This window comes from Methylobacterium oryzae (assembly GCF_036441375.1).
Lineage (GTDB): Bacteria > Pseudomonadota > Alphaproteobacteria > Rhizobiales > Beijerinckiaceae > Methylobacterium > Methylobacterium oryzae_A.
In genome coordinates this window covers 77,197-94,350 of the sequence record NZ_MLCA01000015.1, presented here as the reverse complement: position 1 = coordinate 94,350, position 17,154 = coordinate 77,197, and the positions used below count along the sequence as shown (strand labels likewise).

The 17,154-nt window shown below is 67.8% G+C and carries 16 protein-coding genes and 1 tRNA gene; 11 read left to right on the top strand and 6 right to left on the bottom strand.

All coding sequences use genetic code 11. From position 1 onward, the window contains the following. Positions 1–16: 16 nt before the first annotated feature. The 5 genes from MOTC310_RS28520 to MOTC310_RS28500 all read left to right on the top strand — a co-directional run bounded on the left by MOTC310_RS28520 (position 17) and on the right by MOTC310_RS28500 (position 7,344). Entirely contained in the window at positions 17–1,324 is a 1,308-nt protein-coding gene (locus MOTC310_RS28520; protein WP_331304202.1) for a rhodanese-like domain-containing protein, read from the top strand. A gap of 271 nt (positions 1,325–1,595) precedes the next feature. Continuing rightward, a complete protein-coding gene (locus tag MOTC310_RS28515; RefSeq protein WP_331304201.1) occupies positions 1,596–3,599 on the top strand; it encodes a glycosyltransferase in 2,004 nt (667 codons plus the stop codon). Position 3,600: 1 nt separating this feature from the next. Beyond that, complete coding sequence (locus tag MOTC310_RS28510) at positions 3,601–5,265, top strand: Wzz/FepE/Etk N-terminal domain-containing protein (RefSeq protein WP_331304200.1); 1,665 nt, start codon at positions 3,601–3,603, stop codon at positions 5,263–5,265. 69 nt (positions 5,266–5,334) lie between these two features. Then, positions 5,335–6,447 (top strand): glycosyltransferase, encoded by a 1,113-nt coding sequence (locus MOTC310_RS28505; protein ID WP_331304199.1) that lies wholly within the window; start codon positions 5,335–5,337, stop codon positions 6,445–6,447. A 204-nt stretch (positions 6,448–6,651) separates the two neighbouring features. Then, positions 6,652–7,344, top strand: a complete 693-nt coding sequence (locus tag MOTC310_RS28500; RefSeq protein ID WP_331291826.1) for a class I SAM-dependent methyltransferase — start codon at positions 6,652–6,654, stop codon at positions 7,342–7,344. Between the two features lie 487 nt (positions 7,345–7,831). Here MOTC310_RS28500 and MOTC310_RS28495 read toward each other — a convergent pair whose 3' ends face one another. The 3 genes from MOTC310_RS28495 to MOTC310_RS28485 all read right to left on the bottom strand — a co-directional run bounded on the left by MOTC310_RS28495 (position 7,832) and on the right by MOTC310_RS28485 (position 10,179). Beyond that, the gene (locus tag MOTC310_RS28495; RefSeq protein WP_331304198.1) at positions 7,832–8,776 is read right to left on the bottom strand and encodes a glycoside hydrolase family 16 protein; all 945 of its coding nucleotides are present in this window, start codon (positions 8,774–8,776) and stop codon (positions 7,832–7,834) included. Between the two features lie 348 nt (positions 8,777–9,124). Next, entirely contained in the window at positions 9,125–9,460 is a 336-nt protein-coding gene (locus tag MOTC310_RS28490; RefSeq protein ID WP_331304197.1) for a hypothetical protein, read from the bottom strand. A 29-nt stretch (positions 9,461–9,489) separates the two neighbouring features. Further along, positions 9,490–10,179, bottom strand: a complete 690-nt coding sequence (locus tag MOTC310_RS28485) for a hypothetical protein (protein WP_331304196.1) — start codon at positions 10,177–10,179, stop codon at positions 9,490–9,492. A 577-nt stretch (positions 10,180–10,756) separates the two neighbouring features. Between MOTC310_RS28485 and MOTC310_RS28480 the strand changes: the two genes are divergently transcribed. The 6 genes from MOTC310_RS28480 (at position 10,757) to MOTC310_RS28455 (ending at position 15,408) form a co-directional block, all read left to right on the top strand. Further along, on the top strand, positions 10,757–11,611 hold the full coding sequence (locus MOTC310_RS28480; RefSeq protein ID WP_331304195.1) for a hypothetical protein: 855 nt from the start codon (positions 10,757–10,759) through the stop codon (positions 11,609–11,611). 115 nt (positions 11,612–11,726) lie between these two features. Then, entirely contained in the window at positions 11,727–12,047 is a 321-nt protein-coding gene (csgH, locus tag MOTC310_RS28475) for a curli-like amyloid fiber formation chaperone CsgH (protein ID WP_331304194.1), read from the top strand. Positions 12,048–12,286: 239 nt separating this feature from the next. Beyond that, a complete protein-coding gene (locus tag MOTC310_RS28470; protein WP_331304193.1) occupies positions 12,287–12,862 on the top strand; it encodes a hypothetical protein in 576 nt (191 codons plus the stop codon). Positions 12,863–12,866: 4 nt separating this feature from the next. Continuing rightward, entirely contained in the window at positions 12,867–13,364 is a 498-nt protein-coding gene (locus tag MOTC310_RS28465; RefSeq protein ID WP_331304192.1) for a curli assembly protein CsgF, read from the top strand. A gap of 124 nt (positions 13,365–13,488) precedes the next feature. Next, the gene (locus tag MOTC310_RS28460) at positions 13,489–14,391 is read left to right on the top strand and encodes a CsgG/HfaB family protein (protein WP_331291835.1); all 903 of its coding nucleotides are present in this window, start codon (positions 13,489–13,491) and stop codon (positions 14,389–14,391) included. 57 nt (positions 14,392–14,448) lie between these two features. Beyond that, positions 14,449–15,408 carry a lytic transglycosylase domain-containing protein gene (locus MOTC310_RS28455; protein ID WP_419539971.1) on the top strand — a complete coding sequence of 320 codons (960 nt, stop codon included), beginning with the start codon at positions 14,449–14,451 and terminating at the stop codon, positions 15,406–15,408. Here MOTC310_RS28455 and MOTC310_RS28450 read toward each other — a convergent pair. The 3 genes from MOTC310_RS28450 to MOTC310_RS28440 form a co-directional block, all read right to left on the bottom strand. Then, the gene (locus tag MOTC310_RS28450) at positions 15,402–15,731 is read right to left on the bottom strand and encodes a hypothetical protein (protein ID WP_331304190.1); all 330 of its coding nucleotides are present in this window, start codon (positions 15,729–15,731) and stop codon (positions 15,402–15,404) included. The genes MOTC310_RS28455 and MOTC310_RS28450 overlap by 7 nt on opposite strands. Before the next feature lie 455 nt (positions 15,732–16,186). Then, a tRNA-Arg gene (locus tag MOTC310_RS28445) sits at positions 16,187–16,263 on the bottom strand. A 126-nt stretch (positions 16,264–16,389) separates the two neighbouring features. Next, entirely contained in the window at positions 16,390–17,142 is a 753-nt protein-coding gene (locus MOTC310_RS28440) for a nucleotidyltransferase family protein (protein ID WP_331304189.1), read from the bottom strand. Positions 17,143–17,154 lie beyond the last annotated feature (12 nt).

The window sequence follows — 17,154 nt, the reverse complement described above, 5'->3', positions numbered from 1 at the left end:
CCGTGAGGACCGGGCCATGAATGCGGTCGATGCCGCGCGCGGCGACGCACGCGAGGACGCGGTCGCGTTCGGGCAGCGCGTGCTGGGCCCGATCCTCACCGAATTCTGCTTACGCCTCTGGCTCGTCGAGCGCTTCCTCGCGCCGGACAAGACCGTCCTGCTGTTCTGCGCCCGGGGCGGCCTGCGCCTGCAACTCGCCTACGAGCGGTTCCTCGAGCGAGCCGGCCTGCCGCCGAACCTGCCGCATGCGGCCCTGATGGTGTCGCGCCTCGTCGCCGCCCGCACCGCCTTCGATCCGCCCAGTCCCGGCGTTCTCTCCGAACTCGGTCGGGAGTTCAGCGGCCGGGCGATGTCGGAAGTCGCGGCGGCGCTGGCGCAACGCGACGATCTGGCCCTGCCGGCTTCCTGGGATGCCCCCTTTCAGGACTCGACCTTCGCCGCGCTCCTCGCCGGCAACGAGCCCGGCGTCGCCCGTCTTCATGCCGCGGTCGCCCAGCAGGATGCCCGTTTCCGCGCGCATCTCGATGCCTGCGCGGGCACGGCGCGCCACTGCGTGCTGGTCGATACGGGGCTCTACGGCAGTACGGTCCGCATGCTCCAGGAGGGCCTGCCGGAGCGGACCTGGTCCGGACTCCAGTTCGCTCGCTGCAACTACAAGCGCCTCGCCACACCGCATTTCCGCCGCACGCTCGGCCTGAGCGTCGAGAGCGATTGGTACAAGCCCTGGGACGCGCGAACATCGGTGCTGCGCTTCTGGCACCTGATCGAGGCCTGCCTGGAACCGGACCTGCCGAGTGTCCGCACCTTCTCCCAGCCCGTCCCGGGATCGCCGCCGCGGGCCAATCTTCAGGAGGAGGGCTGGGAGGCGCGGATCGCGCCGACGCGGCCGGACCTCTTCACGGGCGTCCTGGCTCACATCGACCGTCTTCGCCTGGAGAGCGTGGCGACGATCCCGGACGAGGCGGCGCGGGCCTGGACGGCCCTGAAGACCGCGGTGATCTGGCCGGATGACCGGGCCGTCTCGGCCTTGAGCCTCGGCGGCAGATCCCGCGATTTCGGACGCGCCGAGTTGAGCGCGCAATACGCCGCGCCGCGTTCGGCTCGCCCCGTGCAGCAGATCCGCGACAGTCTCTGGCGCGAAGGCGCGCTCCTCCGCTGCTTCCCGCGGGTCGGCCGATTCCTGCTTCCCGTGATCGAGGCCGTCTACGCGGGACGCGCCCTCCACCGGGAAGCCGCTTCCCGTCTCCGGCGCAGCCGTGAGCCCGCGCCCGAGGCGCGCGCGGTGCCGTCCCAGTGGCGCCGGCAGGCCTCGGGTGCGAACTGAGCTCTCCGGCGCGTCCCCGAATGCAGCGCTCGCGCACGTGCTTCTGCACTCGGATTTTCTTGTAGAAAGTCAAAGCGGTGGCTATGAAATAATTAGCGCCCCGATTTTCTGCCTATATTACATACGGGCTTTCCGCGCACGGATGGGGCTGCGCGTGATCCCGGCTCCCGAGCGCGCGGGCCCGGCCGCGCCGCTCTCACGAAAGGTGGAATACTCTTTCTTCTCGTATTCGGTCCGCGAATCGAGGCTCGGACGGGAGTAGAGCGACAGCATGACGGCAGTCGGATCGTTTGGAATCAACGGTCGGTTCCTCACCCAGCCGATGACGGGGGTTCAGCGCTACGCGATGAACGTCACCCGGGCGATGAGCGCGGCCTTGGCCGCCCGGGGCGAGCGCGCGCCCCTGCTGTCCGTGCCGGACACGGAGGACCCTCTGCTCGCGGGCACGCCGCTCCGCACCGTCGGACCCGCGGGCGGGCATGCCTGGGAGCAGCTCATCCTGCCGCGCGCGTGGCCCGGCCCGTTGCTCAACCTCTGCAACACCGCCCCCGCGCTGAAGGCGGATCAGGTCGTCTGCATCCACGACGCGAACGTGTTCAACGCGCCGGAGAGCTACAGCGCGTCGTTCCGCACCTTCTACAGGACACTCCAGCCGCTTCTGGCCCGCCGCGCCGCGCGGATCGCCACCGTCTCGGCCTTCTCCGCCGGGCAGATCGCGAACCATCTCTCGGTGAGAGCCTCCGACATCGTCGTCCTGCCGAACGGGCACGAGCATGTGCACGCCTGGGATCCGCGACAGGCCGTCCGGGCACCGGCAAGCCTGAACCGGGACGCCGACGGCCTGGAACGTCCCTTCGTGTTGGCCCTCGGGTCCCGCGCACGCCACAAGAACCTCGATCTGCTGCTCAAACTGGCGCCCGCCCTGGGCGAGCTCGGCCTGGACCTGGTGGTGGCGGGCGGCCAAGCGAGCATCTACGCCGCCGAGGCGTTGCAGCGCGGCGAGAATGTCCGCCACCTCGGCTTCGTCACCGACCACGACCTCGCCTACCTGATGGAGCGCGCCCTGTGCTTGGCCTTCCCCTCTCTCACGGAGGGGTTCGGGCTTCCGGCCCTGGAGGCGATGGCGCGCGGCTGCCCCGTCGTCTCGACCGACCGCGCGAGTTTGCCGGAGATCTGCGGGTCGGCAGCCCTCCTCGCTCCGCCGGACCGGCCGGAACGTTGGATCGCCCAGATCCGCGCCCTCGCGTCCAGCCCGGACCTGCGATCGGACCTGATCGGCCGTGGCCGCGCTCAGGCGGCCCTCTTCTCGTGGCAGGCTTCGGCGCAGGGTTACCTCGATCTCATGCGCGCGCCGAAGGCGCGACCGGCCTCCCGATCCGCCGGGCCGTCGCCGCCCAGCATCGCCGTCGCCATCGCGACGCTCGGCCGCCCCGAGGTGCTGACCGGCACCCTCAGGCGGATCCTGGATCGGCAGACCCTGAAGCCCGACGCTGTCCTGATCTCCTGCGTCACCCCGGACGATGCGGGTGAGGCGGCCGCGTGGCCCGGCGTGACGGTGGTGACGGGGCGTCCCGGACTCGCCGTCCAGAGAAATGCCGCTCTCGCCGCGCTGCCCGAGGCGACCGATATCGTGGTCTTCTTCGACGATGACTTCGTTCCCGAAGCCGGTTGGCTCGCCGCGGCGGCGCAGCGCTTTCACGACGAGCCGGACATCGTCGGCCTGACGGGCGAGGTCGTCGCGGACGGCATCAAGGGCCCGGGGCTGCGCTTCACCGAGGTCGACCGGATGCTCGCCGCGCTCGGCCCGGTCGAGCCGGCGGCGCCGATCGAGGCCTTCAGCCCGTACGGCTGCAACATGGCGTTCCGTCGCTCGGCCATCGGCACGCTGCGGTTCGACGAGCGGCTCGTCCTGTACGGCTGGCTCGAGGACCGCGATTTCGGCGCGGCCCTGGCGGCCAAGGGCGGCCGGCTTGTCAAATGCACGGAGGCCCGCGGCGTTCATATGGGCGTGAAGGGCGGCCGGATCTCGGGCGATCGGCTCGGCTATTCGCAAATCGTCAATCCGTTGTACATGCTGCGGAAGGGCACGATGACTTCATCTCAAGTCCTCGGTCAGATTACCCGCAACGTTCTCAGCAACGTGACGCGCTTCCCGGCCCCCGAGCCGTTCATCGACCGGCGCGGCCGGCTGCGCGGCAATCTGCGCGGCGCCGCGGACGTGCTCCTGGGACGGCTGGAACCCGAGCGGGCCCTGCAGATCCGGCGGAAAGCGTGAGATGAACATCCACACCAACAACCGGATCGCGCCGGACCATACCCAGCCCCTCGCCCAGTTCCCGGAGACGACGTCCGTCGGCGTGCAGGACGGGCCGCTGGCCGTCATCTCCGCGGCCCTCAAGGCGGCCCGGCGTCACAAATACGCGGTCGCCATCTGGGTGCTCTTCTGCATCGGCTGCGCGGCGCTCTACGCGGTGACCGCAACCCCTTCCTACACGGCGACCGCGGTGCTGCTGCTCGAGCCGCGGCGCCCGGCGGGCTCGGGCTCCTCCGACGGTGCCCTGATGCCGAGCCTCGATGTGGGCCGGGCCGAGAGCGAGCTCCAGGTTCTCCGCTCGGAACGGCTGTTGGCAAACGTGTTCAACAGCCTCCAGCTCGCGAACAACCCGGAATTCGGCCCCCCGGACGCGGAGAGCCCGAGAGAGCCCGGCTCAAGCGCCTCGGAATTGTCGGGTCTGCGGACCGCCCCGCCCTCGACATCCGCCATCCTGCAGCAGAGGAAGTTCGAGACTTTCGCCGAGCGATTTAACGTCAGGCGCGTCGGCCAATCATACGTGGTTGAGGTCTCGTACACGTCCCAAGATCCGAATTTGGCGCGGCGCGTGGCGAACGCGGCCGTCTCGGCTTATCTCCTGCAATCGATCGCGGCCAAAGCCGATGCGGCCAAGAACGGCGCCGAGTTCCTCCAGGGACGCGTCAATGCCCTCGCCTCTCAGGCCCGGTCCGCCGCGGCGGCCGTCACCGAGGGCACCTTGCCGGACGCGCCGACGCCCGATGCCGATGCGCGGGTGATCGGCGCGGCGCTGCAGCCCCTCAAACCCTCGGCCCCGCGCAAAACCCTGATCCTGGGACTCGGCGCGATGATCGGCCTCGTGGGCGGATTGTTGGCCGTGGCGCTGCTGCAGGCGTTCGACCGCCGGATCCGGACGCCGCAGGATCTCGCCCAGCGGGCCGGCCTCCCCTGCCTCGCCGTGATGCCCGAGGTCGTGCGCAAGACCGCCGACGGGCGCCGCGAGACGGTGGATCTGCGCAACGTCAACGCGCCGTGGTTCCTCAACGTCAAGTTCTCCACCGGAGTCCGCGATCTGCGGACGTCGATCCAGCTGGCGCTCTCGGCGCGCGGTCACGAGTCCGACTGTGTCATCGCCCTGGTCGGCTGCACCCCGCGCACGGGCACGACTCTGATCGGCCTGAGCCTGGCGCGCCTGCTGCAGGAAGGTGGTCGGACGGCCCGGCTGATCGACACGAATATCCACGGCGCCGGAACCTTCTTCCTGACCCCGGACGCCAAGGCCGGCGTCGGCGCGAGTCTGGCCGACCTGATCATCAATCCCAGCCACCTGGCCTTGGCCAAGTTCGTGGATTTCGGGGGCGTCTCCGTCCTGCCGTCGCGGTCGCCGTACACGGCGGTCGGCACCGGCGTGTCCCTCAGTTCCTCGATCTTCCAGAGCGTCATCGACCAGATGCGCCGGGGCGGCTACGTCATCCTCGACCTGCCGCCGCTCTCCGTCTCGGCCGAGTCCCGGGTCGCGGCCCGTCGGGCCGATGTCGTGGTGATCGTCGCCGAGGCCGGGCGGACCACCGTCGATGAACTGTCGGACGCGGTGAACGGCCTGATCGGTGCCGGCGCGAACGTGATCGGCGCCGTTCTCAATCGCGCCTGACCCAAGCTCGCGCACCGTCGGCGCATCTGCGGTCGGCTCTCGACATCTCCAGCGACAGGGGCGGCGTAGATGCGATCTGCGAATACCGACAGACTTCAGATCCTCTATATCCAGCCGAGAACTCCCGTCTTCGCGGGAATCGAACGCGTCGTCGATACAATCTGCACCGAACTCGCGACGAACTACAGCGCAGAGTTCGATGTCGATGTCCTGAGACTCTCGCAACATAAAAATCACCCGCCCGAGCCGCGGCATTATCGAAGCGTCTTTCGGCCTGTCACGTCGCGGCTGGATCTTCTCCGAACCTTCAGGGCCGTCATCCGAGAAAAGCGCTACGACCTGGTGATCGTTCCGCAAATCGAGCCGACCGTCATCTTCTGGTTCGCCCGCCTCGGGATCCGACAGCGGGTTGCGATGCATCTCCACGGAAATCCGAGGCGTGAAGCCACGAATTTCAAATCCGCACTCTACTTCTTCCTCCTGAATCACCTGGTTCTTCGCCGCATAATCTCGGTCTTCGGAACCTCGCCGAGACAACTTGAAGCTTTCAAGAACGACTTCAACTGCTCGCGCCCGATGTACTGGGTGCCGAACCCGGTTCGGCGCTTCGACCCGTCGCGCACCGACACCCGACCGGACCCGACCCTCGTCACGTTCGTGAATGTCGGACGTTACGACTTCCAGAAGGGCCAGGATATCCTGATCAGGGCCTTTGCGAGGTTGTACGCTCGTCGAAAGAATATCCGCCTCAATTTGGTCGGTCACGGCTCCGACGAGGGCGCGCTCGCCGAGCAGATCCACGCGCTCGACATGTCGAACGTCATCACACTCGCGTATCATCCCGACAATCCGCAGCAGGCGCTCGACACCAGCGATATCTTCGTCGCAACTTCGCGCTGGGAAGGCTGGTCGCTCGCGATATGCGAAGCCTTGCGGTGCGGACTCCCGGTCATATCGACCGACTGCGAATTCGGCCCGAGCGATATCTTGGTCGATCAACGCCTCGGACGTCTGGTGCCACCCGACGACGAGGACGCGTTGGTCGAGGCGATGGATCACTACTGCGAAAATCTAATAATCGAAAAATCTTTCTCCGCTTTCAGGAAGGAGCATATCGACCGCTACAGCCCGGAGAATGTGGTCCATGTACACGCCAAGGCAATCCGACAATCCGTCATCTGACGCTCTCGGGCCGTTCGTCGGGACCGTACGCCGAGCATACGCCCACAGCACAGCCGCCCAAGCATGACCGAAGAAAATTCCACCTGCGTCGCGATCGCGTGGCCAAAGCCTGAGAGCAGACATACGGACCTCAAAGTTTTCGACGGACATGGAAGACCGAGGCCAGTCGAGACGAGAACGCCCTGACTTAGTGGAGTACCTACAGTGCTTGAGATCTACAAAAACTCGACTTACGCGGAAAACAACCCCGACTGGCACGAGGCGGATGCACCTTGGAAGGCGACGCAGATCGGGACTATGATCAAGAGGAACAAGATCACTTTCGACAGCCTCTGTGAAGTGGGGTGCGGGACCGGCGACGTGATCTTGAATCTCGAGCGCGCCTTCGATTTCTCGAGAGGTTTCGGCTACGAGATCTCGCCGCACGCCTACCGGCGCGCCAAGAGCAAGGAGACGACGCGAACGAAATTCTACCTCGAGGACGTGTTCGACGCACCTGACGCCCCTTTCGATGTTCTGCTCGCCGTCGACGTGATCGAGCACGTTGAAGACTATATCAACTTCACGAAACGACTTCGGTCACTTGCAAAGTTCAAGATCTTCCATATTCCGCTCGATCTTTCGGTCCAATCGCTGCTCCGCCGCCGGCCGATCTTGCACCTCCGGGCCAGCGTCGGCCACCTCCACTATTTCTTCAAGGATTCGGCGCTCGCCACCCTGCGAGACTGCGGGTACAACGTGATCGATTATTGCTATACCGCGAGCCGGATCGAACTGCCGAACCAAGCGCTGTCGAGCCGTCTGATGAGCGTCCCGCGGCGGGCCATGTTCGCACTCAACAAAGATCTGACCGTCCGGGTACTCGGAGGATACTCGCTGCTGGTGCTCGCCGAATGAGTCGGGGTCACCCGGCCCGATTTCGCGCTGCCGTTCGCGCGATCGTCCGGTCGCTCGCGGTCCGCGATTCGCGGTCGGTTCAGTCGGCCCGCGCCGCGCAGGTTCGGGGCGGCGACGTCTCCGGCACCCGCAAGACCGGAATGGAGTGGCGCCGCAGCCGCTACGTCCAGGCCCACCCCTCTACCCTTGCCGGCAAAGCGAGCGAACGGGCAGGTATGCCCCCTTCGCACAGGACCCGCTGACCACGATCCGGCCCTCCTCCCGGTCGGTCGCGATCCGACCTCGTCCCCTACTGAGCCCGAGAAGGTCAGCGACGTCACAACCCGCGCGGCCATGCCGGCCTGCGCGCGGGCGGGCCGCGATGTTCGGTGCCTGGCGGGTGGTTGCCTCGAGGCCGGGAGCGGCGCTCGCGCCGGTCGTCCCTCTGGAGCGGACCGCAGTTGCGCACCCCCGCGTCGGAGCCGCCGCGTGCACGCACGGCATCCGGCTAGCCGTACACGCGGACATAATCGACCTGCATATGGACCAGCTTCTGAGCCTCGGTCAGCTGGGGCGCCTGAACATCTGTCCGCAACGCCAGCGTGAGGAGTGGCCAGAAGACATCGCCGGTCCTCTCCATCTCCGACGCACGGGTCAGCGTCCAGATGTTGATCCGGTTCGTGGCCGGGTTGATGATCGGCCGGCGCTCGAAGTAGGGAATGCAGGTCCCGTCGCGGATCAGCACGCCGTAGCGGCAATATTGCTGCGTCATGTCGACCGGCGTCGGGACGCCGCTTCCTTCGTTATGCTCGTCGGGCTGCCCCCACTCGTGCAGGTAGGCGCCGTAGAGTTTCGGCTCGAAGCCCTTCTGCTCGACGATATCAACTTCGATGCTTCTCTTCGTGTCGGTTATGCCATCCCGGTTGAGCAACCAGAAAGCCGGCCACGTCAGAGGATGTCTCGGGAACTTCATCCTGGCCTCGAAGTAGCCTTGAGCCCAGCCGATCGAGACGACACCGCTCCGACTACCCGCCTGCAGATTTCCGGAAATCCACTGGTAATCGGGCTCACTGTTCCCGTAGTAGTTTGTGACGCTCATTTTGCGCCCGATATACTTCGCCGAAATCTGGAGGGCCGTGCCTCCCGTGGCGTCCGGATCCTCGATGATCTCGTAGGGCTTGAAACCTTCTGCCCCGGAGAGGGGCGCGAAGGCCGAGCGACCGTAGAATCCGGACGGTCCCGTCGTCGCCTTCGGGCCGCCATTCCAGATCCGCCCGTTGATCTCCTTGAAGGGCTCGTCGAAGACGAGCGCCCGCCCCTGAGTTGGGTCTACGGCGGCGTCGATCGCCGCGTCGGCACGACCAACCCGCATCAGGGACGCCATCGTCCAGAGCGGCAGACCTCGAAGACCAAATTTCACAATATCTCGGCGGCCACAATCCGGCTTTATCATTCGCGGCGCTCCGAATCGCGGCGGCGATTACTGGTCCTCGATCCTACCGCTCGGACGGCTTCCGCCTCAAGGCTTCATCCCGGCCGGCCTCGGGCCCTCGGCGCGGAAGTCCGATTGCTCGCGCGCGTCCGCCGTCCGAATCTCGGAGTTGCCGCCCGGACATGCGCAGTCATAGAACCTCCGCGCCGCGGCGGCGGCGCGCTTGTCGAGGATGCCGGGCGTGATGCCGTCACGCCGGGGCGCGGTCACGCGGCCTTCCCATCCGGTTCGCTTTCTCTCGGCCCTGAAGCGACGTCGGGCGCGACGCGGCCACCCGCGAAACCGGGACGGCTGCGCCCCGCCGGCTCCTCACTCGAGTTCGATGACATTCCGGGACGCGGGCTGCGCGCTCCGCACGGGCGGGCCGCGGTTGCTGAGGAAATCGGCCGGCGCCGTGGGCGCGGGCTTGGCGACGGGTGCGGCGCGCGCGGATTGCGCCGGCTGTTCGGGTCTGTCGACCGGAGCCGGGTTCGCGACCGGCGGCAGCGGCGCGACGACGCGTCCCTCGGCCTGGTCGAGGCAGCGCCGCAGGGCGCCGGGATCGGGCAGCAGCGTGCAGTCGTTCACCGAGAGCGGGCTCGGCTGGGCGGCGGCCGCCACCGCGCCCGCCGCGAGAAGGGCGACGGCGCCGAAGGCGGTCCGCACCGCGCGTCTCCGGGGATCCGGCGCCGGGCTCACGGCTGCGCCTGCCGGATCCGGGGATTGACCTGCCGGACCTCGATCTCGCTCGGCTCCGACGGCAGCAGCTTGCGGGGGGGTGCCGTCCCGGTACGGGCGGCCTGCTGCTGGGCCTGGGGTGCCATCGGCTGCGGCGTCGGGACGTTCGGCCGGACCTGCTGGGCCGGCTGAGCGGGCGCATCCGCCTTGTCGAGCCGGCCGAGCCGCACCCGCACATAGTCGACCGACCGCTTGGCCGCGTCGAACCCGCACTCGTAGGTCACCCGCACCCACTCCTTGGCGGGGCTGAGGAAGCGGATCGAATCGCCGCGGTAGCGGACCACCGTGGCGCCGCCCTCGGGCGCCTCGGCCTGCTGGAAGATCTTGGCGAAGGGCCGGGAGACCCACTCGAAATCCGTCGGCGCCTGCGCCTCGATCCGCGGCGCGCAGATCTGCGACGCGAGCTCGTTGTTGGCGCGCACGCAGGTGGCGTCGCAGCCCGGAGCGGCAGGGGCGGGCTGCCCCGGCCCGGGACTGGCGGTATTGGCCTGCATCGGCGCGGGCTGCGCGGGCGCCGGCTGGGCCGATGCCGGTTGCGGCGGGGCGGGCGGTGCCGCGGATTGTGCGCCCGCCGACAGGATCCCGGCCGACCATACGGTTGCGGCGGCGAGCAGGATCTGCACGCGCGATCGGCCGCGCTGCCTCATCGTAGCCTCCCCATCAACACACGGCGCAGGCGGTTTCCGCCTTGCGCAGATATCGACCGTTCCGCCGGCCGCGTGCACCCACCGGCTGTGAACCCACCGGCTGTGAACCCACCGGCTCAAGCCCACAGGGCGGCCCTTCCGCAGCGGCGGGGGGCACGCCCCAGGAACCGCCCCCATACGACCATTCAGGACGGTCTTGCTTGATCAATAGAGTACCACTTTTGGCGATGACTGATGTGTCCAATTTAACACGCATCTAGCGGTCCGCGTTTTCGCCGACGAAAACTGCCTAATCCGGTCAGGGCGGCCGGCTCCAGAGATCGTTAACGAGCATCCGTAACCGCCTGCAGGAATTCAATTTTCCTTGTGCCGATTGACTGATCTCATCCCGTCTAATGCGCACGAAATCAGACGAGGGATTTCGACAATTGTAGGTTTTCGGTCAACGGGCGCTTGACACACGTCTTCGGCTTATGGATACGCTTAACAAGCCGTTAAAGCGCCGCGACGACAGTGCGACCGCGATGGCATAGATTGTGTTCAAAAGAACACATAAAATACAAGAGGGAGTGTATCTATGTTGAAATCAGTTGTTCTGGCTTCCGTCGCCGTCGCCAGCCTGACCGCCTTCGCGACCGGCGCCTCGGCGCAGTCGAGCACCACGCCGGTTCTCGGCAACGGCACGATGGCGAACGAGTCTTTCGTGCTCCAGCGGGGCAACAATAACACCGCTACCGTGAATCAGACCGGCACAAATGTTAAGGCTGGCTCTCTCACGAATACGCTTGACCTAACGGCCCCCAGCATCACCGAAGGCAATGCTAATTTTCAGTTTCAGATTACCAACACCGTTCTTCAGAAGGGCTCCGACAACACTCTCGCCATCACGCAGGCTGGAGAAAATAACCAAATCGTGACGACCAATCTCAATGTTGATCGGTACGATTTCTCGTTCAATCCCAGCAATGGTTCATTTAGTGCTGGAGATGGCAACAAGGTGACGATTACGCAGAACGGCAAGGATGGCCAGGCCCAGTTCCAGCAGCGGGGCAACAGAAACGAAGCTACCATCAGGACGGACACCACTGTCCAGTATACCTATGCTGGTATCTTTCAGGATGGAAATGACAACAAGGCCGGCATCTATCAGCACGACGGGAGCGTGAACGCCTACGCGGTCGTTCGCCAGGTGGGCAGCAGCAACAACGGCTATATCGATCAGTACGGACAGACGAATTACGCTGCGCTCCTTCAGGTGGGTGACAGCAACACTGCAAGCATCGGCCAGGCGGGCACGGCCGGCGTCGGCGCGTTCGGCTACCAGAACGGCTACGGCAACACTGGGTCCATCACGCAGTTCGGCGCCGTCGCTTCCAATGCCGGCTTTGCCCAGATCGGCAACGGCAACAAAGTCAGCATGACGCAGCGGTAAGAAGCAGGCGCCAAGCTCGTTTCCAGCCAAGACATACAGAAGGGGTGCCCCCACTGGGGCGCCCCTTCTCCGACGAGTCGAGGCCACAATCACGATGTCGGACGCGAGGCCAATCATGCCCAGCTTCGCCGTTGACCCACCTATTCTCTGCCGGGTGATCGAGAACCGCTCGGCCGATGTCGCGCGCTTAGCCCTCCGCATAGAGGCGCTACGCGGAGCCGCCGGTCAATACAGCCTCGTGGTGCGCAAGGCCGACCCGGCCGGCACGGCAACGATGCAGCAGGGCGGCGGCTTCGACCTCGCTGACGGCGGCACCCGCGAGGTCGGCAAGCTGACCATCAGCGTCCGGCCGGACGGCCAGCTGAGCGTCGACGCTTCCGTGCAGGTGGACGGCCGCAAGATCGGCTGCGCCTACGACAGCACGCAGGACCTGTGACACGCCGTTCGAGCCCTGAAGAGCGGCAGTTCGAGCGACCTCAATTTCCTGATGGGACGAGCGACCGCGGCTCCATTGACATTGCCTCACACGAGAGGCAGCCGCAGCGGGTCTCCATCCTCGATCCGTGTGTCTAATTCACCACATGTCAGTTGTAGTCACGTGTGGATAAGCCTTGATACTATACATCCGCGCGGAACATTGATTTAAGGTGGCCCAAAATGGGCTTAGGGAGGCATATGATGCGCCGTACGCGTCGCAGTTGCGCTGCAGGTCGAGCGCTGCTCGTTGCCGTCCCGCTCGCCGTCGCGAGTGCGGCCGGCCCCGCGGCGGCGCAGGACCGGGTCGCGATCGAGCAGATCCAGGCGGCCGCCCAGCGCGCCGCCGGCGCTCCGGGGCGGGGGATCCAGGAGAGCGACTACATCCTCGGCAATCAGTCCGGCATCATGCTGCTCAACCCGAGCGGCCCGCCCCAGTCGGCGCAGGCCAATCAGGCCCGGGCCCTGCAGATCGGATCGAACAACACCGGCACGATCGACATGGCGGGCTACGCGAACACGGCGATCCAGAACGTGATCGGCTCGCGCAACACGGTGACCCAGCAGCAGACCGGGTCGTACAACCAGTCGACCGTGTCGGTCTTCGGCGAGTCCAACACGATCGGGACCCGGCAGGACGGCAGCGGCGCGGCGGCCACCATCACGGTCCGCGGCGACAACAACGCCATCTCGGCGCAGCAGCAGGGCAGCAACCCGACGCCGATCAGCATCACGCGGGTCGGCAACGGCCCTAGCGTCTCGGTCACCCAGAGGTAGTTCCATGCGCCAGTCCCGCCTCCTCGGGCCGCTCGTCTGCGGCTGGGCGCTCCTCGCCGCGGCCGGCGCGCAGGCCGGCAGCCTCGTCTACCAGCCGGTCAACCCGTCCTTCGGGGGAAGCCCGCTGAACGGCTCCTGGCTGCAGGCCGAGGCCGCGGCCCAGAACGACGCGCAGCGGTCGGCCCAGCGCGACCAGCAGCTGTTCTCGGCCAACCAGAGCGCCGCCAACACCAAGACCCCGGGCCAGATCTTCGCCCAGCAGCTGCAGACGCAGATCTACAGCTCGCTGGCCAACCAGATCACGCAGGCGCTCTTCGGCGAGAACGCCCAGCAGAGCGGCAGCTACAGCTTCGGCGGATCGCAGGTGACCTTCCAGCGCCTGGGCAGCAACATCCAGCTCCAGATCTTCGACGGTCAATCGACCACCACCATCGTGGTCCCGGCGACCGCGGCCGTGGGCGGCAGTTCGACGGGCACGTCGCCGCTCTCGGGCGCGCCCTGAGCGCGAGGCGCAGCGATGGTTGCCGAGCATCGATCCCGGAGTCGGCTCCGCCCTCCTCCGTCGCCCGCTCCGGCGCGCGCGCGGAAGGTCGGATCGCCGAAGCGGAACGGAGACGGGGTGGCCCGTGCGTAGCTTTCTGAAGAGCCTGGCCGCCGCCGCGCTGCTCTGCGCGGGCCTGGCCGCCTGCGCCCCGTGGGAGCGCGAGCTGCTCGCGCAGGCGCCCGTGGTGACGCCGCCCTCCCCCACCGATCTAAATCTCGAGACGCTGCCGCCGCCGACCCGGAAGATCGACATCGCGATCTACAATTTCCCGGACCTGACCGGTCAGAACAAGCCGAACGACAACATCGCCGAGTATTCCCGCGCCGTCACCCAGGGCGGCGGCGCCTTCGTGGTCGACGCGCTGCGGCGCGCCGGGCGCGGGCAGTGGTTCTCGGTGGTCGAGCGCACCGGCCTCGCCAACCTGCTGCAGGAGCGGCAGCTGATCCGGGCGACCCGCCAGGAATTCGAGGGCACGGAAGCGAAGCCGCTGCCGCCGATCCGCTTCGCGGGCCTGATCGTCGAGGGCGGCATCATCGGCTACGACGCCAACACGGTCACGGGCGGCGCCGGCGCCAACCTCCTGGGCATCGGCGGCGACACCAAGTATCGGCGCGACGAGGTGACGGTGGCGATGCGCATCGTCTCCGTGCAGAGCGGCGAGGTGCTCAACAGCGTCACGGTGACGAAGACGATCTACTCGGTCGCCCTCAACGCCAACGCCTACCGCTACGTCGCGGTGGCCAAGCTGCTCCAGGTCGAGGCGGGCGTGACCCGGAACGAGCCGACCCAGATGGCGGTGCGCGAGGCGATCGACCTCGCCGTCTACGCGACGATCATCGAGGGCAGCCGCAAGAAGCTGTGGCGCTTCCGCGACCCGGTGCTCGGGACCCGCCTCGTCGACGAGTATCTCGCCCGCGACCGGCCGACGCCCCTCGAGGTCCCCGGACCGGCGGTGGCGGCGGGCCCGCTGGTGGTGAAGTCCTGACCGGCCATGGACAGGCCCGTCTCACCGACGCACATGTTCGGCCGTCGTCGAGGGGGCGTGCGCGGCACGCTGGCCCTCTGCCTCGTCCTGTCCGCCGCCCTGACCCCGGTGATCGCGCCGCGGGCCTCGAGCACGGCCCGGAGCCCGGCGGTTCCCGAGGCCGCCATCCTCACGCCCTTCGCGCCGATCGCCGCGCCACCGCCGGTCGGACTGGCGGACGGGCCGGCGGTGGCGCCGCTCACCGCGCCGATGATCGCCGACCTGATGGTTCTGGGTCGCGGCGCGTTCCAGCCGATCGAGACGGCCGCCTTGCTGTTCCCGCAGGCCGGGGACGGCATGCACGCGCTGATCGCCGCCGCGGCCGCCGCCAACGGCCTGCCCAGCGACTTCTTCCTGCGCCTGCTGCGTCAGGAGAGCGGCCTGAACCCCAATGCCGTGAGCCCCGTGGGCGCGCTCGGCATCGCCCAGTTCATGCCCGGCACGGCCGCGGAGCGCGGCCTGCGCAACCCGTTCGACCCCCTGGAGGCGATCCCGAAATCGGCCGAATTGCTGCGGGAGCACCGGGCGCGCTTCGGCAATCTCGGCTTGGCCGCGGCGGCCTACAATGCCGGGCCGCAGCGGGTGCGCGGCTGGCTCGAGGGCCGTTCGGGCATGCCCGCCGAGACGCGCGACTACGTGGCCCGGATCACCGGCCGCACCGTCGAGGAATGGGCCGCGGAGAGCGGCCGGTCCTTCCTGAGCGTCCCGCCGCTCTTCCCGCCCCCCCGTGGTCTCGGCCCTGTGGCCGGCTGGCCCGCCGATGCGCCGGTGCGGCACTCGACCCTGTTCGGGGTTCCGCCGGCGGCGCGCGGCGCGGCGGTGGCCGGTGAGCGGGCAGGCCGGGCGGGCGCCAAACGGGGCGCTCAGCGGGGCGCTCAGCGCCTGTCGGCCCAGTCACAGCAACCGCGATCCGAACAGGCCCTCTGCGCGGTCCTGAACGGCCAGGGACGCACCTGTCTGGTCCAGGCGGTCTACTGAGGCGGCGCCAGCTGCTCGACCTGGACGGATTGGGCCGGCGTGGCCGGCAGGCGGCTCTGCCGAAGCTTGCGCCGCTTCCCACGCCGCGACACGCCGGTCGCCGGGATGGCACCCGCCGCGTCGAGCAGGGATTGGTCGATCACGGGCGGCTGCTGGAAGGCTGCCGGCCGCGGGCCGGGTGCGAGCCGCTGGCCTTCGTAGAGCTCGATGCAATCCCGGAGCGCCGTCGGGTCGCGGATGAAGGTGCAGTCGTTGACGTTCGGCACCGGCGCGCCCTGGGCCAGTGCGCCCGCGGCGCACCAGACAGATGCGACACCGAACACGACCGCCCTCGATCTCCATCTCGACATGACGAACCTCACGGGCGTGCAGGTGAGGCGTTGCGCCGTCCCGAACCTACATTCATCAGCACCTAACAGAACAAGCTCTCGACCAACCAGTTCCGAACTGCCGATTTCAGACGCATATTCGCAAATCAGATCAAGATTCGGGAAACAGGACGGCGCTCTGCGTCAGACCAAGGCCGCCTCGTCCCGCTCGGTTCGCCGCGGGCGATGTCGAGGGTGACCTCGGATCGCGCAGCCCTGCGCGCGAGCCCCGAACGGGCCGGCGACCATAAGCTCGACGGCTGGTTCGCTCCGTCCCCGTCGGGAGCCTCGGCCGGCTCACAGGCGCGGCCAAATCGGATCCAGTCCTGGCCCGAGAGGTCGAGCCCAACGTCCGAGCTGCCCTACCGAGAGGGTCTCACTCGTCCTGAACGGCTAGGAATTATGGGGAATGGCGCGCCCGAAAGGATTCGAACCTCTGACCCCCAGATTCGTAGTCTGGTGCTCTATCCAGCTGAGCTACGGGCGCCTGACACGGCGGCGGGCTCTCGGCCCGCCGGTGTGAAGGGGCTTCTAGAGGCTCAAATCCGGCTTGGCAAGACACTTCCGCCAACGACCTTCGCGGCCCGGGCATCGCGCCGTCGGTGCCTGGGGTCTACGGAGCCCGGGCGCTCGCGCGCACGCGCTCCTCCGCGGCCCGGATCGCCTCGGGCGTGCCGACATGCAGCCACTGGCCGTCGAGCCGCATCCCGAACAGCCGCCGCGCCGCGATCGCCCGATCGAACAGCAGGTTGAGCGAGAAGGCACCTTCCGGCGTGTCGGCGAACAGGCCCGGCGTGAGGATCGCCACGCCCGCGTAGATGAACGGCGCCACCGCGCGCTCGCCGCGGCGCTCCAGGCGGCCATCGGAATCCATCACGAAGTCCCCGGCCCCCTCGTAGCCGAGGCTGGTGGCGGTCGGCGCCACCAGCAGCAGGCCGTCCATGCGGTCCCCGTCCCAGGTCTCGATCAGCCGGCGCAGGTTGGAGGCCGGCCCCTCGAGCCAGAACGAGTCCGAGTTCAGCACCACGAACGGCGCCTCCCCGAGGAGCGGCAGCGCCTTGCGGATGCCGCCGCCCGTCTCCAGGAGCGCCGCGCGCTCGTCGGAGACGGTCGTGGCCGGCCCCCGGTCCGTCCGCTCCGCCCGACGCGCGAGGTGCCCCTCGATCAGGTCGGCGAGGTAGTGGACGTTGACGACCGCATGCCCGATCCCGGCCTCGGCGACCCGGTCGAGGGCGTGGTCGAGCAGGCCCTTGCCGGCCACCTCCACCAGGGGTTTCGGCACGGTGGCGGTCACCGGCCGCATGCGCTTGCCCAGGCCCGCGGCCAGGACGAAGGCGCGGCTGACGGCGGGGCTGGGATCGCTCATGCGGTCGGGAAT